We start from the raw sequence: 22662 nt of genomic DNA, 5'->3' as shown, positions 1-22662 counted from the left end.
CACCCGGCACCCGGCACCCAACGCGCCGGGGAGACAGCCGGGTTGAGGCCAGGCGACCACCGATCGGCCACGGCGGGGGGCGGCAACAGGAGCAGCCACCCCTCGCCGAGCCGATCGTATGCTCTTGCGGTACTCTGCAAACCTATGCCAGAGTGCGGGCATCGGATACGCCGAATCCCCTCACACGTCGCTAAGTCAGGAGCCCGCGCCTCGCGGGTCAAGGGTGCATGCATGTCGAAGGTCTTGAGCAAGCTGCCGGTCGGTGAACGGATCGGCATCGCATTCTCCGGTGGATTGGACACCTCCGTCGCCGTCGCGTGGATGCGCGAGCACGGCGCCGTCCCCTACGCCTACACGGCCGACATCGGCCAGTACGACGAGCCGAACCTCGCCGACGTCCCGGCCCGCGGCCGCGCCTACGGCGCCGAGCAGGCCCGGCTGGTCGACTGCCGGGCGGCGCTGGTCGAGGAGGGCCTGGCCGCCCTCGCCTGCGGTGCCTTTCACATCCGCTCCGCCGGGCAGACGTACTTCAACACCACCCCGCTCGGCCGCGCCGTGACCGGCACCCTGCTGGTCCGCGCGATGCGCGAGGACGAGGTCTCGATCTGGGGCGACGGCTCCACCTACAAGGGCAACGACATCGAGCGGTTCTACCGCTACGGCCTGCTGGCCAACCCCAGCCTGCGGATCTACAAGCCGTGGCTGGACCAGCGCTTCGTCACCGAGCTCGGCGGCCGCAAGGAGATGTCCGCCTGGCTCTCCGAGCGCGACCTGCCGTACCGCGACTCCGCCGAGAAGGCCTACTCCACCGACGCCAACATCTGGGGCGCCACTCACGAGGCCAAGCGGCTGGAGTACCTGGACACCTCGATGGAGATCGTCAGCCCGATCATGGGCGTGGCCTTCTGGGACCCGGCGGTCGAGATCCAGACCGAGGACGTGACGATCGAGTTCGAGTTCGGCCGTCCGGTCCGCATCAACGGCCGGTCGTTCGCCGACGCCGTCGAGCTGGTGCACGAGGCCAACCGGATCGGCGGACGCCACGGCCTGGGCATGTCGGACCAGATCGAGAACCGCATCATCGAGGCCAAGAGCCGCGGCATCTACGAGGCCCCCGGCATGGCGCTGCTGCACACCGCCTACGAGCGGCTGCTCAACGCGATCCACAACGAGGACACCGTCGCGACCTACCACACCCAGGGCCGTCGGCTCGGGCGGCTGCTGTACGAGGGCCGCTGGTTCGACCCGCAGTCGCTGATGCTCCGCGACAGCCTGCAGCGCTGGGTCGGCCAGCCGGTCACCGGCAGCGTCACGCTGCGACTGCGCCGCGGCCAGGACTACTCGGTGCTCGACACCCAGGGCCCGAACCTCAGCTACCACCCCGAGAAGCTGTCCATGGAGCGCAGCGTCGACGCCGCGTTCGTCCCGGACGACCGCATCGGCCAGCTGACCATGCGCAACCTCGACATCGCCGACTCGCGCAGCAAGCTGGAGCAGTACGCGGTGCACGGCCAGCTGGCGCCGTGGAGCGGCCTGATCGGCGAGCTGGCCCCCGGCGGGGCGGCACCGATCGCCGCCGCCGGGCCCGACGCCGAGGCGCTGGCGGCCAAGTCCACCGCGCTCGACAGCGCCGCGATCGAGTCGGGCAACGACTGATCCGCTGCCGTGACCACCGCCGAGGGCCGCCGCACCACACCGGTGCGGCGGCCCTCGGCGGTTCCGGGCGAACTGCGGCCGTTCCTGGCCCGAGCCCTCCGGACCTCACCCGCACAGCGGCCCCGGCCGTGCACGGCGGCCCCGGGCGTAGCTGAATGGGGCAGACGTGTGCCCGGCGGGAGCAGGCCCGGGCGACAGCTTCACGGAACGCCCCGGGCGACGGCTTCACCGGACGGGCCCGGGCGACGGCTTCACCGGACGGGCCCGGGCAGCGGCTCCACCGGACGGGCCCGGACGGCGGCTGCGCCGGGCGAGCCCGGGCGACGGCGAGGAGGCGGGAGCGGGATGGGCGAGGCGGTCGGTTCGATGCTGGCGTCGGCGGTGGGCATCGCGATCAGCCCGCCGGCGCTGGTCGCGGTGGTCCTGATGCTGGCCGCACCGCGCGGGCGGACCATCGGGCTCGCCTTCGCGGCCGGCTGGGCGGCCGGCCTGGCGGCGGTGGTGGCGGTCGTGGTGGCGGCGGGCAGCGCACTGGGTCCGGGTGGCGGCCGGCCGGCCTGGCCGTACTGGCTGGAGCTCGCGCTGGGCGTCCTGTTCGTCCTGATGACCTGGAAGCAGTGGCGCGACCGGCCCCGCGCGGGGCACGTCACCGCGCCGCCGAGGTGGATGCGGGAGGTGGGCCGCTTCAGCGCGGGCCGGTCGGCCGGTCTCGCGGCGGCCCTGGTCACGGCCGGCCCGAAGAACCTGGCGCTGGCCGTCGGCGGCGCGGCCTCGATCGCCGCCAGTACGGCCGGGGTCGGGGGCAGGGCGGTGGCCGCCGCGCTGATGGTGCTGATCGGCTCGCTGTGCACACTGCTTCCGCTCGTGGTCCACCTCCTCCGCGGGGACCGCTCGGCGCGGACCCTCGGGGAGTGGAAGGCCTGGCTGGCCACCCACAGCACGGCGATCACGACCACCGTGCTGGCCGTGATCGGGGCCGAGTACGTCGGCGACGCCATCACGGGGCTCGCGTGAGCCGGCCCTCGGCAACCGACCCGCCGTCAACGCCACCGGCCCCGGTCCCCGCGCCACCACAGCCCCCGCCCACCAGCGCCCCACCCCCCTGGGCTCACCGGATGCGCACCACCCCTCTCCCCCGCACCGACCGCAGGCCCAGCCGTCCGCCGTCCGCCCCCGGGCGCACCGCCAGCACGTCCCTGAGCGTCAGCAGGATCTCGCCGTCGTAGCGCTCGGCCAGTACCCGCGCCAACTGCGCGGCGCCGCCCGGCCCGGCGTCCGGGGCCAGGGCCGGCAGGTGGCCGGGGGCGCTGAGGTCCTCGGCCTGGGCGGCCCAGCGGGCCGCGTCCCGGGTCTCGCCCTCGGCCGCGTAGTGGACGGCCAGGCAGTGCACGGCCAGCTGGTCGCCGTACTGCGTCGCGATCCGCCACCAGAAGACGCCGTCCGCGGTGCGGCCCATCCCGTAGAGCAGGCAGCCGAGGGTGCGGAAGGCCGTCTTCTCCGCGAGTTCGAGGTCCAGCGCCAGTTCGCCCGGTTCCACCGCGCCCGCCACGGTGGCGCACAGGTGCCGCAGGTCGCGTCGGAGCTCGGTCCGGCCGCCGGCCCACGGGGGCTCGCCGAAGGCGTGCGGCGGCCGGGCGTTCGCGGGCGGGCGGGCCGGGCGTTCGCGGGTGGCCGGCGCGGGCCGGCGGGCGGCGGCGAGCCGCTCGGCCAGCCGACGGGTGAAGGCGGCCGGGTCGTGGTCGCGGAACTCGTGTTCCAGCAGGGCGGCGTCCGCCCGCAGCAGTTCGGTGACCTTCACGGCGCCTGCCCGTCGTCCGGCTGCTCCAGCAGGTACTCCAGGTGGCGCCGCCCGAGGCTGTAGTAGGTGCGGGCGGTGGTGTGCGCGATGCCGAGGTTGCGGCCGATGTCCGGGTAGGACAGGCCCGCCTGGCGCAGCCGGACGACGTCGGCCTGGACCGGGGCGGCGCGCGCGAGTTCCTCCATCGCCCAGTCCAGCGCGTCGAGTTCGGCGAGCTGGTCCAGTTCGTCCTGGCTGGTGTCGGGCCGGCGCTGCGCGATGACGCGCAGCCGTTTGCGTTCGGCGCGGCGGCGCTCGCGCAGGAGGTCCACCACCGCGTCCTTGACGATCTTGAAGGCGAAGGCCTGCGGGTCGGCGCTGGCCAGGGCGCGGCGCCAGTTCTTGTAGAGCGTGGCGCCCGCGTTCTGGACGGCGTCCTGCGCGTCCTCGCGATGTCGCAGGCGCTGCTGGGCGTACCGGAGGTAGCCCGGGTGCTCGCGGGTGAAGAAGGCCTCGAAGTCGGCCGGCAGCGCGCCGAGCGGGTCCGCCCGCAGGTCCCGCTTCTCGCCCGGCCCGGGGGTGTTCAGCACACGCGCCCCCCTTTCGTGGGTCAGCTGGCCGGCCCACCGGGTGGCACGCCGACGGCCCCTGGGGGCTCGTGGTGTAACCGTCCGGGCGGCCCGGGTTGTTGACCGGATCGGGCGGACAATTGGCGACCGTTTCCGTTCACTTTCGAAAACCGGCGCTGACCTGCCGGTTCGACCCCGACAGGAGCCCGGGACCGAGACGCACGTGACCCACGTCACAGGCCGCGGGCCGTCCGACTTGACAGGGCGGGTACCGCGACTACGGCGCCGACTCCACCACCGCGGAGTCCAGCGCGGCGGTCACCCGCTCCAGCAGTACGCGCAGCGCGGCCAGGTCCTCGACCGGCAGCCCGGTCGCGTCGAACAGCCGGCGCGGCACCTGTCCGGCCCGCTCGCGCAGGGCGGAGCCCTCGGCGGTGAGGCTGACGGTGACCGACCGCTCGTCCTCCGGGCTGCGCTCGCGCCGCACCAGTCCGGCCGCCTCCAGCCGCTTGAGCAGCGGGGAGAGCGTGCCGGAGTCGAGCCGCAGGCGCTCGCCGATCCGCTTGACGGGCAGGTCGCCGTCCTCCCAGAGCACGAGCAGGACGAGGTACTGGGGGTAGGTGAGCCCGAGGTCGCGCAGCAGCACCCGGTAGACGCCGCCGAAGGCGCGGGAGGCCGCGTTCAGCGAGAAGCAGATCTGCTGGTCGAGGCGGAGCAGTTCCTCGTCCGCCATGCCGGGGAGCGTGGTCATGACTCCATGGTACCGATCACCCTCACGCCATTTAGTTGTGCGCAATTGAATTGCGTGCTCTACTTATCTCGAGAGGGCGGCCCGGGCGGCCGCCGGAACACACGAAGGGAACCGACCATGGACGCGCTCTACACCGCAGCCGCCACCGCCAACGGCCGGGAGGGCCGCGCCGTCAGCTCCGACGGGCAGCTGGACCTCGCGCTGGCCATGCCGCCCGCGCTCGGCGGCAGCGGCCAGGGCACCAACCCCGAGCAGCTGTTCGCGGCCGGCTACGCGGCCTGCTTCGCCAGCGCCCTCGGCCTGGTCGGCCGCCAGGCCCGGGTCGACACCAGCGAGGTCTCGGTCACCGCCGAGGTGTCCATCGGCAAGGACGGCGCCGGCTTCGGCCTGGCCGTCGTGCTGCGCGTCGAACTGCCCGAGGCGCTCGCGGACGGGACCGGCGAGCAGCTGGTCAAGCAGGCGCACGAGGTCTGCCCGTACTCGCGCGCCACCCGCGGCAACATCCCGGTCGAGCTGGTCGTCGAATAGGACCGGCAGGCCACGCACGCCGAGTAGGCCGAACGGGCTACGCCTACGTCGACCAGGCCGGCACCGCGGACGGGCCCGCCACACGCACCACCGTGTGGCGGGCCCGTCCGCACCCCGGCTCAGCCGTCACCCGGCCCGTTCACCGAGCGCAGCGTGTCGAGCCTGTGCCGGTACTCCTCGGTGTCGATCTCGCCACGTGCGAACCGCTCCGCGAGCAGTTGCTCGGGCGTCGGCCCGGCCGCCGCGCCGTGCGGCGCGCCCCATCCAGGCCCCGCCGCACCCGAAGCCGCCGAGCCCGAGCCCACGCCCGGACCCGGACCCGTCGCGCCCGGACCCGCCGGGCCCTGCGGCAGCGGGCGGCGCGACCGCGACAGGTACCGGAACAGGGCGATGGCGGCGAGCACCAGCACCAGCAGGACCAGTAGGGTCAGGACCGCCATCACGCCGATGCCCCAGCCACCCAGGACGTGGCCGTGTCCGTGCCAGTACCTCATCGGGACCTCCTCCTCCGGCCCCGCAGCCGGGGCCCGCCGAGGTGACCAGCGCCTCACCACCATCGTGCGCCCGCACCGGACCGAAGCACCCTGAAGAAAGCCTGAGAAAACGTTCCGGCACTCAGCGCCCGGCCCACCGGGGTAGCGTTGCCGCCCATGAACCACCACCCGCCGGCCGACGACCGCTCACCCGAGCAGCTCGTCGCGGCCGGGGTGCTGCGGCGCCACGGGGACCACCGCCCCCACCCCGCGCTCGGCCACTCCCCGATCAGCTACGTCTCCACCGCGCTCTGGGCCGAACTCACCGCGCTCGCCATCGCACCGCCCGCGGCCGACGCGACCGCCACCGCCCTGCTGCACGCCATCGCCGCCCGTGCCGTGGACGCGGCCCTGGCCCCCGGCAACGAACGCGCCCCGCGCGACGACCTGTACGTGGCCCACCCCGCGCACATCGGCGCGCACCGCCGGACGGTCTGGTTCCAGCGCTCCGGCCCGCGCGGCCCGGTCACCGCCACCTTCGCCCCGTGAGGCGGGACGCTCAGCGCTCGACCTGAAGGCTGTGGCAGACCCAGCTGAGCCGGTCCGGCCCCTGCAGCGGCGGCCGGTCGTGGTACGTGCCGTCCGCGACCGACAGGTTGACGATCAGGTACGCCTGCCAGCTGGGGCCGACCCCGTGCAGGTCCGCGTAGACCAGCTCGTCCTCGACGTACCAGTCCACCGAGTTCGCGCCGAGCACCACCCGCAGGTCGAAGGTCGCCCCGGGCGCGATCCCCGAGCCGGCGCCGTGCCAGTACCGGTACCCGCCCCGGACGTGGTTGGAGAACTCCAACAGGTCCGGGTGGTCCGGGTGGTACTCGAAGAGGTCGACCTCGTTGCCGCCGTTCCGCCAGGTCCAGACGGCCGGCCAGGCGCCCAGCCCGACGGGCAGCGTGATGCGCGCCGACAGCTGGTCGCCGGTGCGGGCCTGGAAGCCGTCCGGACTGCCCTCGGTGGTGAGCAGGTTGCACGTCCAGAGCCCGCCGACGAGCCGCCGGGTGGCGCTGAACACGCCGCCCGGGCAGTAGCCGCGGCCGAGGTAGTCGAGCTTGTGGTCGCTCCGGTTGGTCGGACCCATCCGGGGGTAGGCACTGCTGCGCCCGGCGGTCCACTGTCTGGTCGAAGTGAAGTCCGCGTCGAACACGACCGCCACGGCCGCCTCCCCTGTGCTCCGGAGCCCCGGCAGTTCGACCCGCCAGGCACACAGGGTGAGTTACCCGATACGCTCCGCAGTATGCGGAGCGGGACGTCCGGGCCGGAGCAGCGCGCAGCGGTCGGATCGCAGGATCGACGGATCGACGGATCGACGGATCGACGGATCGACGGATCAGCCCACCGGAGCGGCCGCCCCGCCCGCGCCGAGCCGGTCGGTGACCGAGACCACGCCGTCCACCGAGCGGCACAGGTTGAGCACGATCGGGACCAGGTGCGGCTCGGGCACCGTACCGCTGAGCACCACCCGACCCTGATCGACCTCGACGCCGATCTCCGCCGGGCTCACCCCCTCGATCCGGCCGAGCACCTCCTCGACGATCTCCCGCCGGATCACCACGTCCTCGCGCAGGAAGACGCGCAGCAGGTCCCCGCGGCTGACCATGCCGGTCACCCGCCCGTCCTCGTCCAGCACCGGCAGCCGCTTCAGCCCGTGCCGGCTCATCAGCCGGGCCGCCGCGACCACGCTGGTCCCGGGGGTCGTGCAGACCGGCTGCCCGGTCATCAGGTCGGCCGCGGTCACGGAACCGCCCGGGCCGGCCTGCGCCGCCTCGGGGGCGGGCAGCAGCGCGCCCGGGTCCTCCTGCGCGGCCAGCGTGCGCAGCAGGTCGGCCTCGGAGACGATCCCGAGCGGGCGCCCCTCCGCGTCCACCACCGGCACCCCGGTGATGTCGTACTCGGTCAGCAGCGCGACGATCTCCCGGAAGCCGGTCTCGGGCGCGACCCGGACCACGGGGCTGGTCATCACTGATTCGACGGTGGCATGCCGCACGCCGGTTCACCTCGTCCACGACACTCTTGCGGCCGGGCGCGGATCGTCCCGGCCGGTACCGGCAGCATCGCGCCCGGCGGCACGGGCCGCCAGGGGCCAAGGGGCTGAACGGGTGGGACCTTGGGCCCGCCCGCCGAACGCGGATCCGACACCGCGCCGAACCACCGCCCGCCCGCCGCCCCGCCGAGACCACCGAGTCACGAACCCCGCGACCCGGCGACCCACCGACCCGGTGACCCGGACGGCGCAACCATCACATGATCGACTCGTTGGACCGTCCACCACGACAGCACGCACGGCATCCGGGGAGGGCACGTTGGCAGGACGGACGATGGGCGCGGCATCGCCTGCGCAGGGCGCCGCGGCGCGCCCGGTGGCCCAGGCCGAGGCCGCGCTGGTGCGCCACTACCGCAGGCTGGCCCGGCTGGCGTACCTCGCGCTGCCCGCCGACCGGGACCGGCACAGCCGGGTGCTGGCCGCGCACGCGACCGTCCAGCGCGCCCTGCCCTCCCGCTGGACCCGCCCGGCCGGTCCTCCGGTGGCGGACGAGGACCCGGTGTACGCCGCACTGCGCCTGCGGGTGCTGCGCGCCGCGCTGCGGCCGCACCCCGCGCGGCGGCTGCCCGCTCCCCGGATCTGGGGACTGCGGCTGTTCACCCCGCACGGCGGCGAGGAGGACGCGGCGCTGGACCACGCGCTCGCGGCCCTCGACGCCCCCGCCCGGGCGGCCTTCGCCCTGCGCGCGGTGGAGGGGCTGACGCCGGAGCAGGCGGCCGGGGCGCTGCGACGGGCCGGGGTCGCGCACCCCGAGGAGGCCGTCGCGGCGGCGGCCGGCGTGACCGCCGGGGCGGACCCGGAGCCGCCCGCCTTCGACCCGTGCGCGGTAAGGGTCCAGCCCACCGACCTGCTGCGCCGCCGCCGGACGTGGAGCGCCGCGCTGCTGGTCGGCCTGCTCGGACTCAGCACGACGGCGGCCGTGGTGGCCGACTCCGGGCCGGCCGCGCCCGTGGCCCGCCCCGCGTCCGCCCCGGTCGGCACCGCGGCCGACCCGGCCCGCCTGACCCGGGTCGAGCCGGACCGGTGGCAGCACACCGCGCGGGTCGACTTCACCGCCTGGCCCGCCCGCGGCGACCGCCGCGACGACGGCGCGCTGCTCGGCCGCGCCCTGGCCGCCTGGGAGCGGCCCGGCCCGCAGACCCGCGCCGAGCCTGGCGTGGACGTCACGCCGCCCGTCGCCCCGCCGGCCCTGCTGTTCGCGGGGACGGTCGACGGCGCCGCCGTGGTGGTGCTGTTCGACGGCCGGCGGCTCGCCCGCTACACCGACGGGCGCGACGGCGGCCTGGACCTCGCCCGGGCCGACGACTCGGACGTGACCACGGCGGGCGCGGTGGCGCTGCGCCGCCAGGGCACCGCCGTGCGCTATCTGCTGGCCCCCTGGGTGGACGCCGCCGAGACCCGCCGGATCGACCAACCCGACTCCCCCGCGCGGCCGTTGGACCACCCTGACGGGGTCACGGCGGCGGTCCCCGGGGGCGGGCTCGCGGACTGCCACGGCGCCACGGTGCTCCAGCTGCACTCCTCCCCCACCATCGCCGAGAAGCACGCCTTCCTGCTGACCGACCTCGGCGGGCTCGTCCCCGCGCACCTCACCTACTCCCCGCCGCCGGACCGCGCCCAGCCGGCCCGCGAGCCGCGCGAGGCCACCGGCCAGGACGCGCTGCTGGCCTGGGCCCGCGCGGGCTGCGCCGTCCCGGACGGCACGCCGGGCGTCAAGCAGCTCAACCTGTGGGCCTTCGCGGTGCAGCCGCTGCCGCAGAACGCGGGCTCGGCGTCCTGGGTCTGCCTGCGCTCCGACCGCTGGACCGGTGAGGGCAGCGCCGCCACCGCCGTCCTGCTGCCGACCGCCCGCGGCCCGCAGCGCACCGGCGGCGGCCCGGGGCGGGCGTGCAGCCGGTTCGAGCAGGACGTCGTCGGCTGGGCCTGGTGGCGCTCCCCGCAGGGGGCGGAGTTCCTGCTCGCGGCGGGCAGCCGGCGGGTCAGCCGGCTCGCCGTCAAGGGCCCGGACTGGTCCGCCGACCGGCCCGCCCCGGACCACACGCTGGCCGTCGAGCGCCCGGCCCGGGCGACCGTCCAGGTGGAGGCGGCCCTGGACGGCGGCGCCCGGATCAGCCCGCCGCACTGAACCGGCCGGCCGACTCTCCCGCGTACTCCGGCAGCTCGTAGTCCGGCAGCTCGACGCTGGAGACCTGCTTGCCGAGCTCCAGCATCCGGTTCAGCACCCAGCGCCGGTTCAGCAGCCCGTTGCGCACCCGCAGGCCGGTGGCGGTGCGCGGCGCCAGGAACGGGCCGGTGCGGTCCCCGCCCTTCTGGCAGCCCTCGGCGTAGCCGCGCAGCAGCTGCTCGTACCGGGCGAAGGCGGTGCGGTGGTCGCCGCGGGCCCGGGCCAGTTCGCCGGCCAGGACGTACGCGGCCACCACGGCGGTGCCGGTGCCCATGCCGCCGATGGTGGCGCCGCAGGCCGCGTCGCCGAGCAGGGCGATCCGGCCGCTGGACCAGGTGGGGACGTCGGCGCGGCTGATCGAGTCGAAGTAGAGCTCAGGAGCGTGCCGCAGGCTCTCCAGCAGGCGCGGCACCTCCCAGCCGAGGCCCGCGAAGGCGTCCCGCACCAGGGCCTTCTGCTGCTCCTGGTCGTGGCGGTCGTAGCGCAGCTCGGGCGAGGCGAAGAGGCAGAAGGCTCCCGCGCGGGCCGGGTCGCGGTGATCGGCGCCGATCGAGGCAAGCCGGCCGGGGACGTTGAGGCCGACCGAACCGGGCGCCAGGCCGAGGTCGTTGGGGAACTGCCAGGTGGCCGCGTAGTAGCCGAGGTGGCGGACGTAGCGCTGCTCGGGGCCGAAGGCGAGCCGGCGGACGTTGGAGTGCAGCCCGTCGGCGCCGATCACCAGGTCGAACTCGCGCGGCGCGCCGTGCCGGAAGGCGGCCCGCACACCGCTCGGGGTCTCCTCCAGGGCGGTGATCGAGTCGCCGAAGACGTACTCGGCGCGGGTGCGGCTGTGCCGGTACAGCAGCTGGGCGAGTTCGCCGCGCGGGATCTCCAGCTCGCCGCCCGCGAACTCGGCGGGCAGGTGCAGGAGTCGGCTGCCGTCGGAGCCGAGGAAGGTCATCGGGCTGCCGCCGGTGTCGAGCGCGCGCAGTTCGTCGAGGACGCCCATCCGCTCCAGCACCGTCAGGTGGGTGCGGCCGCGGAAGTCGACGTTCTGGCCGCCGCCGCGCAGCGCCGGGGCGAGTTCGACGACGGTGACCTCGAAGCCGTACCGGCCGAGCCAGTGGGCCAGGGCGGGGCCGGCGATGCTCGCGCCCGAGATCAGGACCTTGGTGCTCATGGGGAACCACTCCGTCCGAGAGGATCGAGAAACTGCGTCCGGTGGATACTGTTTGCTGCTGTGTACGGTAGACGCAGTTAGGTCGGACGAGCAACCCCCGGAACGGGAGCGGAATGTGAGCGAGGCGGCGAACGACATGGTGCGGCTGCTCTGGGGCCCCCCGGCCAAGCCCACCCGCGGGCCGAAACCGGCCCTCAGCCTGGAGCGGATCGCGGCGGCTGGCGTCGAGATCGCGGACGCCGAGGGCCTGGGCGCGGTCTCGATGCAGAAGGTCGCCGGGCTGCTCGACTTCACCAAGATGTCGCTCTACCGCTACGTGCCCGGCAAGGCCGAACTCGTCGCCCTGATGGTCGAGGCCGCCGTCGGCGAGCCCCCGCAGGACCGGCACGCCCACGACTGGCGGGCCCAACTCACCGCCTGGGCACACCACTTGACCGAGTCATTCGGCCGCCACCCGTGGCTGCTCGACGCCACCGTCGGCCCCCGGGTGATGGGCCCGAAAGAACTCACGTGGCTGGAAGGGGTGGTGACCGCCCTCGACGGCCACGGACTGACCGGCCCCGAGCGGATGGACGCCGCCGTCCTGCTCGCCGGACACGTCCGCAGCATCGCCCAGCAGTCCCGCGCCGCCGGGCCCGACGGCTCCCCCGAAGCCGAACTCCTCACCGCCCTCGGCACACTGGTGCACCAGCACGCCGACCGCTACCCCGCCCTGGCCGCCGCCATGACCGGGGAGGACGGGCGCGACCAGGCCCTCGACTTCGGCCTGGACCGCATCCTCGACGGCCTCGCCGCCCTGATCACCCGCCGCACGGGCACCGCCTGACGCCACCGGCCCCGCCGCGCCCCGCCCCGCGAGGAAATCCGATGGGCCCGCGTCCGGTCGGCCGCTAGCATCCCGGGCCATGGCGATGTTCGTGCACCTGACCACCGCGGCGAACGCGCCGCGGATCCGCCGCGCCGGGATCCGGGCCGACAGCCGGGGGCAGGGCGGGGTGCGCGGGCTGTACTGCTTCCCGGTACTGCCGTCGTACCCGCTGACCCACCAGTGGCTGCGCGAACTGGCCCGGTTCGGCACCGGGGGCTCGCTGGTCGCGGTGCACCTCCGGCTGGACGACGCACAGCAGGTGCTCGCCGGGCACTACCGGGACCGCGCGAGGGACGCCCAGCAGTGGGTATCCGCCGCCGAGGCGGTGCGGCGGATCGCCGAACTGGCGGACCCGCGCGGCTGGGAGGTGTTCGTGCCGCGCGCGGTGGGCGCCCGCGAGGTCCACCGGATCCGCGGCGTGCCGCAGGTCGCCGGCTGGCGCTACCAGCCGAACGCCCACGGCACCCGACCTTGCCCCTGCATGGGCTGCCAGCCCGTCGGCGGGTACGGCAGCCGTCGACTGCGCGAGCGCCACCAGCACCCGCTGGACGCCCCGCCGCCGCCCGTGCCCGTCCTGCTCGCCCGGATCGAGGCCGCCGGCGAGCCGGGCGACCCCGCCGAACTGCTCGCCGCCCTGGAGAGCTTCGGGCGCCGCCGCCGCGGCCCGCTGGACCGTCTCGCCCGGCTGGCCGCCCACCCGGACCCGGCCGTGCGCGAGGAACTGGTGTGGGCCGTCGCCGGCTGGTCCACCCCGGGTGTCGCCGCCCTCCTCGACGGCCTCGCGAACGACCCGCACCCGGACGTCCGCGAAGCCGTCGAGGAGGCGCTGGAGCGCTGAGGGCCGGCCGTCAGGAGACGCGCTTCAGCCGTCAGGAGCCGTCGGTGAAGCTCGGGACCGAGCAGGTGCAGCCGGAGCCGTGGAAGCTCCCGACGTGCCCGTTCGGCCGATCCGGGCGATCATGGGACGAACCGCGTCTCGGCGATTCGGCGCACCGGTGTCAGTCCGGCCGCGCCCGGAAGGTGGACTGCGATGTTCCAGCTCCTGTGGATTCTGCTCATCGGCTTCGTGCTGGGCGTACTGGCCAAGCTGATCCTGCGCGGGCCGCAGTCGATCCCCTGGTGGCTGACGATGCTGCTCGGCGCCGCCGGGGCCTGGCTCGGCAACGCCGTCTCCGGATGGATCGGCGTCCGCCACACCTCGGGCATCGACTGGATCCGGCACCTTCTCCAACTCGGCTTCGCCGTCGCCCTGGTGGCCTTCGTCGCCCCGGCCTGGACCAAGTCCCACCCGAGCCGCTGACCAGGACGAACCAGGCTCAGCCGACGTGGACGGCCGGGCGGCGGCTGCGGTCCGGTTCGGCCTCGCGCAGGACTTCACGGGTGACGGGGGCGATCTCGCCCTGGCCGAAGAGGAAGAACCTGAGGAACTGGGCGAAGGGGTTGCCCTCGGTCCACTCGAAGTAGATGTGCGGCTGCTGCCCGGTGAGGTCCCGCACCCGCAGCAGCAGGGCGGCCAGCGCGTTCGGCACGCTGGAGCTCTGTAGCGTCAGCACCCGGTAGCGGTCGTGCAGCACCTCGCCGCGCACGGTCAGTTCGGCCTCGAAGTCGGACGGGTCGAGCACGGTGACCTCGACGAAGACCAGGTCGTCCTCGGTCGGGATGTCGTTGTCGGCACGGATCTGGCGGATCTTGTCGCGGTACTCGGCGAGGTCCCGGCTGTTCGGCTCGTTGGCGATCAGCCGTAGCGGGCGGTGCATGTAGTCCCGGACGAAGCGTTCGGCGACGACATCGAGCACCACGTCGGTGACGCGCAGTTCGAAGGCCCGCTTGAGCCGGGAGAGGAAGGACACCAGCATGATGCCGGCGATGAAGCAGCCGCCGATCTTGACGCCGTCCGGCCGCTCGGCGATGTTCACGGCCGTGGTGTAGAGGAAGACCCCGGCGATCGCGGCGAAGCCGACCGTCCTGCGGCGCTGCCCCGACTTGTGGGCGGCGATGGTGACGGCGATGGCGGCCGAGCTGATCAGCACCAGCACGCCGGTCGCGTACGCGCCGCCCTGGGCGTCCACGTTGGCGTCGAACAGCCAGGTGACCAGGAAGGCGATCAGGGTGAGGACGATCACGGTGGGCCGCACCGCGCGGGCCCAGTGCGGGGCCATGCCGTAGCGGGGCAGGTAGCGCGGCATCAGGTTGAGCAGCCCGGCCATCGCGGAGGCGCCGGCGAACCAGAGGATGGCGATCGTGGACAGGTCGTAGACGCTGCCGAAGGTGTTGCCGAGGTTCTGGTGGGCGAGGTAGGCGAGTGCTCGCCCGTTGGCCTGGCCGCCGGCCTTGAAGGCGTCCGCGGGGATCAGCAGGGTGGTGATGAGGCTGGTGGTGATCAGGAAGCAGCTCATGATCACGGCCGCGGTGGTGAGCAGCTTGCGGGCGCCGCGGATCCGGCCGGTGGGCTTCTCCTCGGTGTCGTCCGGGTCGCCCTCGATGTGCGGCATCACGGCGACGCCGGTCTCGAAGCCGGACAGGCCGAGTGCCAGCTTCGGGAAGACGATCAGCGCGACGCCGATCATCGCGATCACGTTGCCGTGCTCGGCGGTGAGCGCGTCGGTCCAGTCGCCGACGACGTGCGGGGCCTTCAGCACGTGCCAGAGTCCGTTGGTCACCACCACGACGTTCAGCGTGAGGTAGACCGCGACCAGGACGACGGCGATGCCGATCGCCTCGCTGAAGCCCTTGAGGAAGACCGCGCCGAGCAGGGCCACCATGATCAGGGTGATCGTCACCTGCTTGCCGGTCAGCAGGCTGTGCAGATGCGGGTTCTCCACCAGGTGCGCGGTCGCGTCGGCGGCCGACAGGGTGATGGTGATCATGAAGTCGGTGGCCGCGAAGCCGAGCAGCGTGAGCACGAAGAGCTTGCCCTGCCAGAACGACAGCAGCCGCTCCAGCATCGCGATCGAGCCCTGGCCGTGCGGGCTCTCCTGGGCGACCCGCCGATAGACGGGCAGGGCGCCGAGCAGGGTGACGACCACCAGCACGATGGTCGCCAGCGGCGAGAGCAGGCCGGCGGCGAGGGCGGCGATGCCGGGCTGGTAGCCGAGCGTGGAGAAGTAGTCCAGGCCGGTCAGGCACATCACCCGCCACCAGCGCTGGCCCTTGACGTGCGGCGCCTCGGCGTGCGGGCCGGGGTGCTGCTTGGCCATGTCCGACAGGCCTTCCAGCATCCACGCCCGGAACCTCGCGCCGTGGGTCGCGGGTGCCACCCCCGGATCGGCCGAACCCGACGACACCACGTGCACCCCTGTCCACCAGTCGGCCGGCCGCGCTCGGCTCCGGCCCCCCGAAGGCCGCCGGACGGCGGGCCTGGTCAGGCTAGGGGACCGGACCGGTGCCGCCGGGGAGCAGCGCGTCCGGACACGCCAGGGGTGCCCCGGACGGCCCTCGGCGGTGGCGGACGGCGCCCCACCGTGCTGCCCGTCCCGGCGCGGCGGGCCGCACGCACCGCCCGGAACCGGCGAGGATGTCCGCGCGATCGACGGATGCGTGCGGGTTTGCCGAGGACGGACAGCAGGGAGGCAGCGGTGGCGGAACCGAGTCGGCGGGGGATTCTGGGCCTGGGCCTGCTGGCGGCGGCCACCGCCTCCTGCGGCACCCGCCACCCGGCCCCCGCCCCGCACTCCTCGTCCGACGGCCCCGCCCCGCGCCCCTCCCCCGACGGCCCTGCCCCGACCGCCGACGCCCAGCACGTGGGCGTCCCGCCGGAGCAGTCCCTGCCCGGCGCGCGCGACTGGGAGATCACCAACCCCGGCCCCGCCGACGCCATCGAGGGCTTCGCCGACCGGGTCAGCGTGCTGCCGGGCGAGCAGTTCGGCCTGCACGTCTCCACCCCGGCCGCCGCCTTCACCGTCTCCGCCTACCGCACCGGCTGGTACGACGGCGCCCGCGCCCGCCTGGTCTGGCGCCGCGAGCACGTCCCGGGCGGCCGCCAGCCCGCCCCGCACGTGGACCCCGCGACCAGGACGGTGCTGACCGGCTGGCAGCGCACCCTCGCCGTGGACACCACCGGCTGGCCCGAGGGCGCCTACCTGCTGCGCCTGGACGCCGAGGACGGCTCCGGCCAGCGCTACGTCCCGCTCACCGTCCGCTCCGCCGCCACCGCCGGGCGGACGGTCGTGATGAGCGCCCCCGCCACCTGGCAGGCGTACAACGAGTGGGGCGGGTACAGCCTCTACAACGGCCCCACCGGCGGTCTGGCCACCCGCTCGCTGCGGGTGGTCTTCGACCGGCCCTACGACTACGACCACGGCGCCGGGCTGTTCCTGGTGTACGAGGCGCCGCTGGTCGCGCTCGCCGAGCGGCTCGGGCTGCCGCTCGCCTACACCACCGGGATCGACGTGGCCCGGGAGCCCGGACTGCTGCACGGCGCGAGCGCCGTCCTCTCGCTCGGCCACGACGAGTACTGGTCCCCCGAGCAGCGCGCCCAGGTGGTCGCGGCCCGCGACGCCGGCACCAACCTGGCGGTCCTGGGGGCCAATTGCTGCTTCCGCCGGGTCCGCTTCGAACCCTCGGAGCTGGGCCCGGACCGGACGGTGGTCTGCTACAAGGACGCGTGGGCGCAGGACCCGGGCCACCAGGCCGGCGCCCCGGCGACCACCGACTTCCGGACCGGCCCGGGCGCCGACCCGGAGAGCTCGATGCTCGGCGTGATCTACGACGGCTACCCGGTGGACGCCCCGTACGTGGTCGGCTCGCCGGAGCACTGGGCGTTCGAGGGCACCGGCGTCGCCGCCGGGGCGTCGTTCCCGCACCTGGTCGGCGTCGAGTACGACCGGGTGGACACCGCCTTCCCCACCCCGCGTCCGATCGAGGTGATCGCGCACTCCCCCGTGGTCTGCGAGGGCCGCCGCTCGCACTCCGACACCGCGTACTACACCGTGCCGGGCGGCGCCGGGGTGTTCGCCTCCGGGACGATGCGCTGGGTGGAGGCCCTGGACGCGCACGGGCCCGGCGGCGGCAGCGCCGACCACGGGATCGACGCCCGGGCCGGGGACCTGGTCCGCCGGGTCACCGAGAACGTCCTGCGCGCCTTCGCCACCGGCCCGGCCGGCCTGACCCACCCGGCCCGGGACAACCTCGCGACCGTCTACGGCGGGGCGTAGCCCGCCGGGAGCTGCGAGGGACCGTCCGCGAGGGACCGTCCGCGAGGGGCTGTCCGTGAGGGGCTGTCCGTGAGGGGCCTTCGAAGAAATTTCCCGGACCGACGGATCGGGTCGGTGGCGCGGCGCACCGGGCACGCATCGCGGTCGAACGGATTTCCGGGCCGTGGCCGGCCGTGCCCAGCCCGTCACCCGGGGCGAGGAACCGTCCGCCGCACCGATACACTCACACGGTCTCATCCACCGCAGGTCGTCAAGGACAACCGTCCGGCGTGGCACGGGTGCCGGCCGGAAAGGGCACGAGGGAAACAGAACATGGTCGAGGCCTCCCCGAAGGTCGTTGTCGTCGTCCCCACGTACAACGAGCGGGAGAACCTTCCGGTCCTCGCGGGTCTTCTCGCGGACCTCCCGGTACCGGGCCTGCACCTGCTGGTGGTCGACGACAACTCGCCGGACGGCACCGGCGAGATCGCGGACAAGCTCGCCGCCGGGTCCGGCGGCACCGTCGGCGTGCTGCACCGCACCGAGAAGGACGGCCTCGGCCGCGCCTACCTGGCCGGCATGGCCCGGGCCCTGGACGAGGACGCCGACGTCGTGGTCCAGATGGACGCCGACCTCTCGCACCCCGCCTCGGCGATACCCGCGATGGTCGAGGCCCTGCTGGCCGACGACACCGCCGTGGTGCTCGGCTCCCGCTACGTGCCCGGCGGTTCGACCGCCGCGGAGTGGCCCTGGCACCGCAAGGCCCTCTCCGCCTGGGCCAACCTCTACGTCAACACCATCCTCGGCCTGGGCGTCCGGGACGCCACCGCCGGTTTCAAGGCCTGGCGGGCGAGCACCCTGCGGGCGATCGACCTGCCGACCGTGCAGAGCAGCGGGTACTCGTTCCAGGTCGAGATGAACTACCGGGTCGTCCAGCGCGGCCTGACGATCCGCGAGGTGCCGATCCGCTTCGAGGAGCGGATCGAGGGCGCGTCGAAGATGAGCATCGGGGTGCAGGTCGAGTCGGCGCTGGCGCCCTGGAAGCTGCGGCTGAACCGTCAGGACCCGCGGTAGGCCGTAGGACCGTGACCCTCGCCCGGGTCAGGGCCCGGGCCAGAGCATACGGGTGCCGGTCGGGCGACTCGGCGGTGTGAAGGGCGGCCGGGGGGAAAGAAGGGCGACATGGCCCTTCTCCCGGAGTCCCTCACGGCCCTGATCCGCCGCGGTGCCCGAGAACCCTTCGTCGTCCAGACCGTGCGGGCCACCGTGGCCGCCACCCTCGCCTTCGCGGTGGCCACCCGGCTCAGCAGCGAGCCGGCCCCGCTGACGGCCCCGCTCACCGCGCTGCTGGTGGTGCAGGTCACCGTCTACTCGACGCTCAAGACCAGCATCCGCCGGGTCAACTCGGTGGTGGTCGGCGTGCTGATCGCGACCGGCTTCAGCGCCGTGGTGGGGCTCTCCTGGTGGAGCCTCGGGCTGATCATCCTGGCCTCGCTGGTCGTCGGCCGGTTCGTCCGGGTCGAGGAGTTCGTCCAGGAGGTCGCGATCAGCGCCATGCTGATCCTCGGCGTCAGCGGGCTCGCCTCGCAGGCCTGGGACCGGGTGCTGGAGACGCTGATCGGCGCCGCCGTCGGCCTGCTGTTCAACCTGCTGTTCGCCCCGCCGGTCTGGGTGGACACCGCCGGGGAGTCGATCGAGGACCTCGCCCGGCGGGCCCGCCAGCTGCTGCTGGACATCGCCGAGCAGCTGGGTCGTCCGACCCCGGTCGCCCGGGCCGCCGAGCAGCTGCACGAGGCCCGCCGGCTCGACCACGCCATCGCCGACGTGGACGTGGCACTGCGCCAGGCCGAGGACAGCCTGCGGCTCAATCCGCGGATCAACGACGGGCTGCTGTCCCGGCTGGTGCTGCGCACCGGGCTGGACACCCTGGAGATCTGCGTGGTGGTGATCCGGGTGCTGGCGCGCTCGCTGACCGACCTGGCCAAGCGGCGCGCGCCCGGCGAGCGGCTGTTCCCGCCGGACGTCGCGGTGGGCCTGGAGGAGCTGCTGGCGCACGTCGGCGGGGCCATGGTCAGCTTCGCGGTGCTGGTCACCACCCAGGTGAGCCGTAGCGCCGAGGAGGCGGAGCGGCGGCTGACCGCCGAGCTGGCCGCGGCCTGGACCTGCCGGGAGAACGTCGCCCAGGTGCTGCTGCAGAAGGTGCGGGAGCACCCGGAGGCGTGGCAGTTGCACGGTTCGATACTGGCCGAGGTGGACCGGATCCTCGACGAACTGGACCTGGAGCACCGCAGCCGGCGGCTGATGGAGGAGCTGGACCGGGCCTCGGTGGCGAGCCGGGAGCGGTTCTCGCGGTTCGCCGGGCTGCGACGCTTCGTCCGGGGCGAGCGGGCGCGCCCGGCGGTGCGGGCCGGGCGCTGACCCTGCGTCGGACTCCGAGGGGTCGGGGGGCCTGGGGGGGCGTGGGGGCTCAGGGCATCGACCAGGGTTCCTGCGGGAGCGGGTGGCCGGTCTCCAGGTAGGTCTTCAGGTTGGACAGCACCGCCGACCAGCCGCGCTCGGCGTCCGCCCGCTCGGTCTCGTCGGCCAGCCGGTCGTGGGTGACGGTGAGCCGGGTGAGGTCGTGCCAGCCCCGGAGCTCGAAGGTGACCTCGGAGGGGCCGCCCGGGCGCCGCTCCCCGGGCGCCGCCCAGGTGATGACCAGCCGGTGCGGGCGGTCGGCGGCCTCGACGACGCCGACCACGTCGGCCGTCCCGGAGCCGTCGGCGCGCTGGTGCTCCCAGGGCGCGCCGGGCAGCCAGGTGGAGACGTTGCGGTGGCCCCAGTAGAGGCCGGACTCGTCGGCGTTGGTGAGGGCGTGCCAGACCCGCTCGGGGGTGGCGCGCAGGTAGAGGGTGCTGCGGAGGGCGGGCGCGGCCATCGCGTCAGCCCCTGGCCGCGTCGAGCAGCGGCTGGACCTCGATCTTCTGCATCCGCATCATCGTCGCCATCACCCGGCCGGCCTTGGCCCGGTCCTCGTCGGCGATCAGGTCGAGCAGGACGCGCGGGGTGATCTGCCAGGAGAGGCCGAAGCGGTCCTTGAGCCAGCCGCACGGGCCCGCCTGGCCGCCGTCGGCGGTGAGCTCGGCCCAGAGCTCGTCGACCTCCTGCTGGCCGTCGCATTCCACCTGCAGCGACATGGCCTCGGTGAAGTGGAACTCTGGGCCGCCGTTGAGGGCCGTGTACTCCCGCCCGGCGAGTTCGAAGGCGACGGTCATGACCGATCCGGCTCCGCCGGGGCCGGTCTCGGGGTAGCGGGTGACCTGCGTGATGCGGGAGTTGGGGAAGAGCGAGGTGTAGAAGGTGGCGGCCGCTTCGGCCTGGTCGTCGAACCAGAGGAAGGTGGTGATCTTCTGCATGCGCCCGACGGTAGCCCCGGGCCCCGCCCGGACGGCCGAGCCACGGCCGGGGGTCACCGGTTCGGCGCCCCCGGCCCGCGGCCCGCCCGCTACCGGGTCAGTGCACCCAGCCCGCGTAGCGCTGCACGAAGCGCAGGCCGGTGTGGGCGGTGACGACGACGTCGTAGCGGCCCTGCTTGTCCAGCGGCCAGGACAGGTTCGCCTGCTGCCCGGGCTTGACCCGGACGGTCTGCGCGGTGCCGGCGAAGTCGTTGGGCGCGGCGGTGAAGGAGACGTCGGTCATGCCGTCGTTGGCCACCTGCAAGGTGAGCCGCACGCTGCCGTGCAGGTCGGCGGTGACGATCGGCACGCCGATGTCGTTCTGGCCGTCCTGCCCGTCCCGGACCACGGTGCCGGCGAAGCGGCGGACGAAGCCGTCCGGGCCGTGGACGGTGAAGTCGTAGCGGCCGTTGGTGGCGGCGGCGTCCCAGACGTACCGGGCGGTGGCGCCGGGGGCGACGGTGTACGGGGTGCCCGCGAAGGGCAGCGCGATGTTCGGGTAGACGGTGTACGGGAAGGCCACCGAACCGTCGTTGCTCATCGTGCAGGTGACCTTGCCGGTCCTGCGGTCCACCTCCACGTCGGCCCACGGCTGGTAGGGCAGCGGGCGGTGCGGGCGCTCGCCGCGCTCCTGCACGGGCATCGACTGGGCTCCGACCGCCGGGAGGGCGACGCCGGGCAGCTTGGTGCCCGCGTCGGCCCTGGCCATCAGGGCCGTGGTGTCGGGCAGCGACGGGACGGACGGGTTCGGCGCGGCGAAGTCGAAGCAGCTGGTGAGGTCACCGCAGACGGACCGGCGCCAGGCCGAGATGTTCGGCTCGGCGACGCCCGTGACCAGCTCCATGAAGCGCAGCACGGAAGTGTGGTCGAAGACCTGGGAGTTGACCCAACCGCCGCGCGACCAGGGCGAGACGACCCACAGCGGGACGCGGTTGCCCAGGCCGATGGCACGGCCCTGGGTGAACTCCTCGGGGGTGCCGGGCTCGGGGGTGGGCGGGACCATGTGGTCGAAGTAGCCGTCGTTCTCGTCGTACATGACCAGGAAGACGGTGTGCTGCCACACCTCCGGGTTGGACATCAGCGACTGGAGGGCCTGGTTGACCCAGTGCGCCCCGTACGCCGGACCGGCCTCCGGGTGCTCGGAGAAGAGGTAGGGGGCGACCAGCCAGGAGATGGTCGGCAGGGTGCCGTCCTTGCAGTGGCGGTCGAAGGCGGCCGGGTCGAACTTGGTCATCGCGTTGATGTAACGCGGGTCGGTGGGCGGGAAGTTGTGGAACTGCTTGAAGTAGGAGAGGGCATTGTCGTCGTAGTCGCCGGTGCGGTCGTCCTTGCTGGGGTTGTGGTAGACCCGCCAGCTGACGCCGGCCTGCTCCAGGCGCTCGGCGTAGGTGGTCCAGTCGGCGACGGGGTTGTCGGTGACCGGGGTGTTGTCGATCCAGGGCCCGGTGGTGCCGTCGCGGCCGGGGCCGGAGGTGCCCGTCCAGAGGTAGAGCCGGTTGGGGTCGGTCGGGCCGGCGAGGGAGGTGAAGTAGGCGTCGCAGAGGGTGAACGCGTCGGCCAGGGCGTACTGGTAGGGGATGTCGTCCCGGGTGAAGTAGCCCATGGTGCGCTCGCCCTTGGCGGCGATCCACTTGTTCATCGCGCCGTTGTTGATCGCCTGGTGGCCGGTCGCCCAGTCGTGGGGCAGGCCGCCGGCGTTCTGCGCGTTGTACTTCGAGGTGTCCATCCGGTACGGCAGCATGGCGCCGCCGTCGCTGCGGCGGCTGTCCGGCTGGCGGAACACGTCGGCGCCGTCCGGGAATTGGAGCGCCTGCTTGTCGCCGAAGCCGCGGACGCCACTGAGCGTGCCGAAGTAGTGGTCGAAGCTGCGGTTCTCCTGCATCAGCACGACGACGTGCTTGACGTCCTTGATGGTGCCCGCCAACCGGCCGGAGGCGGCAGGAGCGGCGGCGGGGGCTGCCTCGGCGGAGGCGGCGCCCAGTCCGGTCAGGGCGGTGGCGCCGACGGCCGCGGTGGCGCCGACGAAGGTGCGGCGGGAGAGCTCGGACATCAC

The 22662-nt window shown here is 74.1% G+C and carries 22 protein-coding genes; 11 read left to right on the top strand and 11 right to left on the bottom strand.

Features of this window, described 5'->3' with window-relative positions:
• The first annotated feature begins 231 nt into the window (after window positions 1–231).
• Together argG and OG556_RS32125 are read left to right on the top strand one after the other, a co-directional pair.
• Window positions 232–1656: an argininosuccinate synthase gene (gene argG / locus OG556_RS32130; RefSeq protein ID WP_371522338.1), complete on the top strand. Its 1425-nt coding sequence runs from the start codon at window positions 232–234 to the stop codon at window positions 1654–1656.
• A 345-nt stretch (window positions 1657–2001) separates the two neighbouring features.
• Complete coding sequence (locus OG556_RS32125) at window positions 2002–2670, top strand: GAP family protein (RefSeq protein WP_371522336.1); 669 nt, start codon at window positions 2002–2004, stop codon at window positions 2668–2670.
• Window positions 2671–2764: 94 nt separating this feature from the next.
• Here OG556_RS32125 and OG556_RS32120 read toward each other — a convergent pair whose 3' ends face one another.
• The 3 genes from OG556_RS32120 to OG556_RS32110 form a co-directional block, all read right to left on the bottom strand.
• Window positions 2765–3454: a hypothetical protein gene (locus OG556_RS32120; protein WP_371522334.1), complete on the bottom strand. Its 690-nt coding sequence runs from the start codon at window positions 3452–3454 to the stop codon at window positions 2765–2767.
• Window positions 3451–4023, bottom strand: a complete 573-nt coding sequence (locus OG556_RS32115; RefSeq protein ID WP_371522333.1) for an RNA polymerase sigma factor — start codon at window positions 4021–4023, stop codon at window positions 3451–3453. Before OG556_RS32115 ends, OG556_RS32120 begins: the two co-directional genes overlap by 4 nt.
• Window positions 4024–4279: 256 nt before the next feature.
• Entirely contained in the window at window positions 4280–4753 is a 474-nt protein-coding gene (locus OG556_RS32110) for a MarR family winged helix-turn-helix transcriptional regulator (protein ID WP_371522331.1), read from the bottom strand.
• Between the two features lie 117 nt (window positions 4754–4870).
• On the opposite strand from OG556_RS32110, the gene OG556_RS32105 reads away from it, so the two are divergent.
• Window positions 4871–5281, top strand: a complete 411-nt coding sequence (locus tag OG556_RS32105) for an organic hydroperoxide resistance protein (RefSeq protein WP_063350702.1) — start codon at window positions 4871–4873, stop codon at window positions 5279–5281.
• A 119-nt stretch (window positions 5282–5400) separates the two neighbouring features.
• Here the strand turns inward: OG556_RS32105 and OG556_RS32100 are convergent, their stop codons facing one another.
• Window positions 5401–5775 carry a hypothetical protein gene (locus tag OG556_RS32100; RefSeq protein ID WP_371522328.1) on the bottom strand — a complete coding sequence of 125 codons (375 nt, stop codon included), beginning with the start codon at window positions 5773–5775 and terminating at the stop codon, window positions 5401–5403.
• A 156-nt stretch (window positions 5776–5931) separates the two neighbouring features.
• On the opposite strand from OG556_RS32100, the gene OG556_RS32095 reads away from it, so the two are divergent.
• Window positions 5932–6303, top strand: a complete 372-nt coding sequence (locus tag OG556_RS32095; RefSeq protein ID WP_371522326.1) for a hypothetical protein — start codon at window positions 5932–5934, stop codon at window positions 6301–6303.
• A 10-nt stretch (window positions 6304–6313) separates the two neighbouring features.
• On the opposite strand, the gene OG556_RS32090 is transcribed toward OG556_RS32095, so the two are convergent.
• Together OG556_RS32090 and OG556_RS32085 are read right to left on the bottom strand one after the other, a co-directional pair.
• Window positions 6314–6964, bottom strand: coding sequence for a beta-glucanase (locus OG556_RS32090; RefSeq protein WP_371522324.1), 651 nt, complete (start codon window positions 6962–6964; stop codon window positions 6314–6316).
• 174 nt (window positions 6965–7138) lie between these two features.
• Window positions 7139–7768 (bottom strand): CBS domain-containing protein, encoded by a 630-nt coding sequence (locus tag OG556_RS32085; protein ID WP_371522322.1) that lies wholly within the window; start codon window positions 7766–7768, stop codon window positions 7139–7141.
• A 358-nt stretch (window positions 7769–8126) separates the two neighbouring features.
• On the opposite strand from OG556_RS32085, the gene OG556_RS32080 reads away from it, so the two are divergent.
• Complete coding sequence (locus OG556_RS32080) at window positions 8127–9977, top strand: hypothetical protein (protein WP_371522320.1); 1851 nt, start codon at window positions 8127–8129, stop codon at window positions 9975–9977.
• On the opposite strand, the gene OG556_RS32075 is transcribed toward OG556_RS32080, so the two are convergent.
• Window positions 9961–11175, bottom strand: a complete 1215-nt coding sequence (locus tag OG556_RS32075; RefSeq protein ID WP_371522318.1) for an FAD-dependent monooxygenase — start codon at window positions 11173–11175, stop codon at window positions 9961–9963. The genes OG556_RS32080 and OG556_RS32075 overlap by 17 nt on opposite strands.
• 136 nt (window positions 11176–11311) lie before the next feature.
• Between OG556_RS32075 and OG556_RS32070 the strand changes: the two genes are divergently transcribed.
• The 3 genes from OG556_RS32070 (at window position 11312) to OG556_RS32060 (ending at window position 13343) form a co-directional block, all read left to right on the top strand.
• Window positions 11312–12001, top strand: a complete 690-nt coding sequence (locus OG556_RS32070; protein ID WP_371523000.1) for a TetR/AcrR family transcriptional regulator — start codon at window positions 11312–11314, stop codon at window positions 11999–12001.
• Window positions 12002–12080: 79 nt separating this feature from the next.
• On the top strand, window positions 12081–12881 hold the full coding sequence (locus OG556_RS32065) for a HEAT repeat domain-containing protein (RefSeq protein ID WP_371522316.1): 801 nt from the start codon (window positions 12081–12083) through the stop codon (window positions 12879–12881).
• Window positions 12882–13073: 192 nt separating this feature from the next.
• Complete coding sequence (locus OG556_RS32060) at window positions 13074–13343, top strand: GlsB/YeaQ/YmgE family stress response membrane protein (protein ID WP_350882685.1); 270 nt, start codon at window positions 13074–13076, stop codon at window positions 13341–13343.
• A gap of 16 nt (window positions 13344–13359) precedes the next feature.
• Here OG556_RS32060 and OG556_RS32055 read toward each other — a convergent pair whose 3' ends face one another.
• Window positions 13360–15261 carry an amino acid transporter gene (locus OG556_RS32055; protein ID WP_371522314.1) on the bottom strand — a complete coding sequence of 634 codons (1902 nt, stop codon included), beginning with the start codon at window positions 15259–15261 and terminating at the stop codon, window positions 13360–13362.
• A gap of 315 nt (window positions 15262–15576) precedes the next feature.
• Here OG556_RS32055 and OG556_RS32050 point away from each other — a divergent pair, with 315 nt between their 5' ends.
• The 3 genes from OG556_RS32050 (at window position 15577) to OG556_RS32040 (ending at window position 19593) form a co-directional block, all read left to right on the top strand.
• On the top strand, window positions 15577–17196 hold the full coding sequence (locus tag OG556_RS32050; RefSeq protein ID WP_371522312.1) for a N,N-dimethylformamidase beta subunit family domain-containing protein: 1620 nt from the start codon (window positions 15577–15579) through the stop codon (window positions 17194–17196).
• A 312-nt stretch (window positions 17197–17508) separates the two neighbouring features.
• Window positions 17509–18249, top strand: coding sequence for a polyprenol monophosphomannose synthase (locus tag OG556_RS32045; RefSeq protein ID WP_371522310.1), 741 nt, complete (start codon window positions 17509–17511; stop codon window positions 18247–18249).
• A gap of 108 nt (window positions 18250–18357) precedes the next feature.
• On the top strand, window positions 18358–19593 hold the full coding sequence (locus OG556_RS32040) for an aromatic acid exporter family protein (protein ID WP_363374742.1): 1236 nt from the start codon (window positions 18358–18360) through the stop codon (window positions 19591–19593).
• Window positions 19594–19642: 49 nt separating this feature from the next.
• Here the strand turns inward: OG556_RS32040 and OG556_RS32035 are convergent, their stop codons facing one another.
• The 3 genes from OG556_RS32035 to OG556_RS32025 all read right to left on the bottom strand — a co-directional run bounded on the left by OG556_RS32035 (window position 19643) and on the right by OG556_RS32025 (window position 22659).
• Window positions 19643–20092: an SRPBCC family protein gene (locus OG556_RS32035; RefSeq protein WP_371522308.1), complete on the bottom strand. Its 450-nt coding sequence runs from the start codon at window positions 20090–20092 to the stop codon at window positions 19643–19645.
• A 4-nt stretch (window positions 20093–20096) separates the two neighbouring features.
• Window positions 20097–20570 carry a VOC family protein gene (locus OG556_RS32030; protein WP_371522306.1) on the bottom strand — a complete coding sequence of 158 codons (474 nt, stop codon included), beginning with the start codon at window positions 20568–20570 and terminating at the stop codon, window positions 20097–20099.
• A gap of 97 nt (window positions 20571–20667) precedes the next feature.
• Entirely contained in the window at window positions 20668–22659 is a 1992-nt protein-coding gene (locus tag OG556_RS32025) for a phosphocholine-specific phospholipase C (protein WP_371522304.1), read from the bottom strand.
• Window positions 22660–22662: the final 3 nt, after the last annotated feature.

It is taken from the genome of Kitasatospora sp. NBC_01300 (assembly GCF_041435235.1).
In the GTDB taxonomy this organism is placed as follows: domain Bacteria; phylum Actinomycetota; class Actinomycetes; order Streptomycetales; family Streptomycetaceae; genus Kitasatospora.
This window is presented reverse-complemented; position numbering and strand designations above follow the sequence as displayed.

Excerpts from the sequence above, each read along its gene's own strand:
- argG (WP_371522338.1), top strand. The coding sequence starts at position 232 with ATGTCGAAGGTCTTGAGCAAGCTGCCGGTCGGTGAACGGATCGGCATC.
- OG556_RS32125 (WP_371522336.1), top strand. The coding sequence starts at position 2,002 with ATGGGCGAGGCGGTCGGTTCGATGCTGGCGTCGGCGGTGGGCATCGCG.
- OG556_RS32110 (WP_371522331.1), bottom strand. The coding sequence starts at position 4,753 with ATGACCACGCTCCCCGGCATGGCGGACGAGGAACTGCTCCGCCTCGAC.
- OG556_RS32105 (WP_063350702.1), top strand. The coding sequence starts at position 4,871 with ATGGACGCGCTCTACACCGCAGCCGCCACCGCCAACGGCCGGGAGGGC.
- OG556_RS32100 (WP_371522328.1), bottom strand. The coding sequence starts at position 5,775 with ATGAGGTACTGGCACGGACACGGCCACGTCCTGGGTGGCTGGGGCATC.
- OG556_RS32095 (WP_371522326.1), top strand. The coding sequence starts at position 5,932 with ATGAACCACCACCCGCCGGCCGACGACCGCTCACCCGAGCAGCTCGTC.
- OG556_RS32085 (WP_371522322.1), bottom strand. The coding sequence starts at position 7,768 with ATGACCAGCCCCGTGGTCCGGGTCGCGCCCGAGACCGGCTTCCGGGAG.
- OG556_RS32080 (WP_371522320.1), top strand. The coding sequence starts at position 8,127 with ATGGGCGCGGCATCGCCTGCGCAGGGCGCCGCGGCGCGCCCGGTGGCC.
- OG556_RS32075 (WP_371522318.1), bottom strand. The coding sequence starts at position 11,175 with ATGAGCACCAAGGTCCTGATCTCGGGCGCGAGCATCGCCGGCCCCGCC.
- OG556_RS32070 (WP_371523000.1), top strand. The coding sequence starts at position 11,312 with ATGGTGCGGCTGCTCTGGGGCCCCCCGGCCAAGCCCACCCGCGGGCCG.
- OG556_RS32065 (WP_371522316.1), top strand. The coding sequence starts at position 12,081 with ATGGCGATGTTCGTGCACCTGACCACCGCGGCGAACGCGCCGCGGATC.
- OG556_RS32060 (WP_350882685.1), top strand. The coding sequence starts at position 13,074 with ATGTTCCAGCTCCTGTGGATTCTGCTCATCGGCTTCGTGCTGGGCGTA.
- OG556_RS32055 (WP_371522314.1), bottom strand. The coding sequence starts at position 15,261 with ATGCTGGAAGGCCTGTCGGACATGGCCAAGCAGCACCCCGGCCCGCAC.
- OG556_RS32050 (WP_371522312.1), top strand. The coding sequence starts at position 15,577 with ATGCGTGCGGGTTTGCCGAGGACGGACAGCAGGGAGGCAGCGGTGGCG.
- OG556_RS32045 (WP_371522310.1), top strand. The coding sequence starts at position 17,509 with ATGGTCGAGGCCTCCCCGAAGGTCGTTGTCGTCGTCCCCACGTACAAC.
- OG556_RS32040 (WP_363374742.1), top strand. The coding sequence starts at position 18,358 with ATGGCCCTTCTCCCGGAGTCCCTCACGGCCCTGATCCGCCGCGGTGCC.
- OG556_RS32035 (WP_371522308.1), bottom strand. The coding sequence starts at position 20,092 with ATGGCCGCGCCCGCCCTCCGCAGCACCCTCTACCTGCGCGCCACCCCC.
- OG556_RS32030 (WP_371522306.1), bottom strand. The coding sequence starts at position 20,570 with ATGCAGAAGATCACCACCTTCCTCTGGTTCGACGACCAGGCCGAAGCG.
- OG556_RS32025 (WP_371522304.1), bottom strand. The coding sequence starts at position 22,659 with ATGTCCGAGCTCTCCCGCCGCACCTTCGTCGGCGCCACCGCGGCCGTC.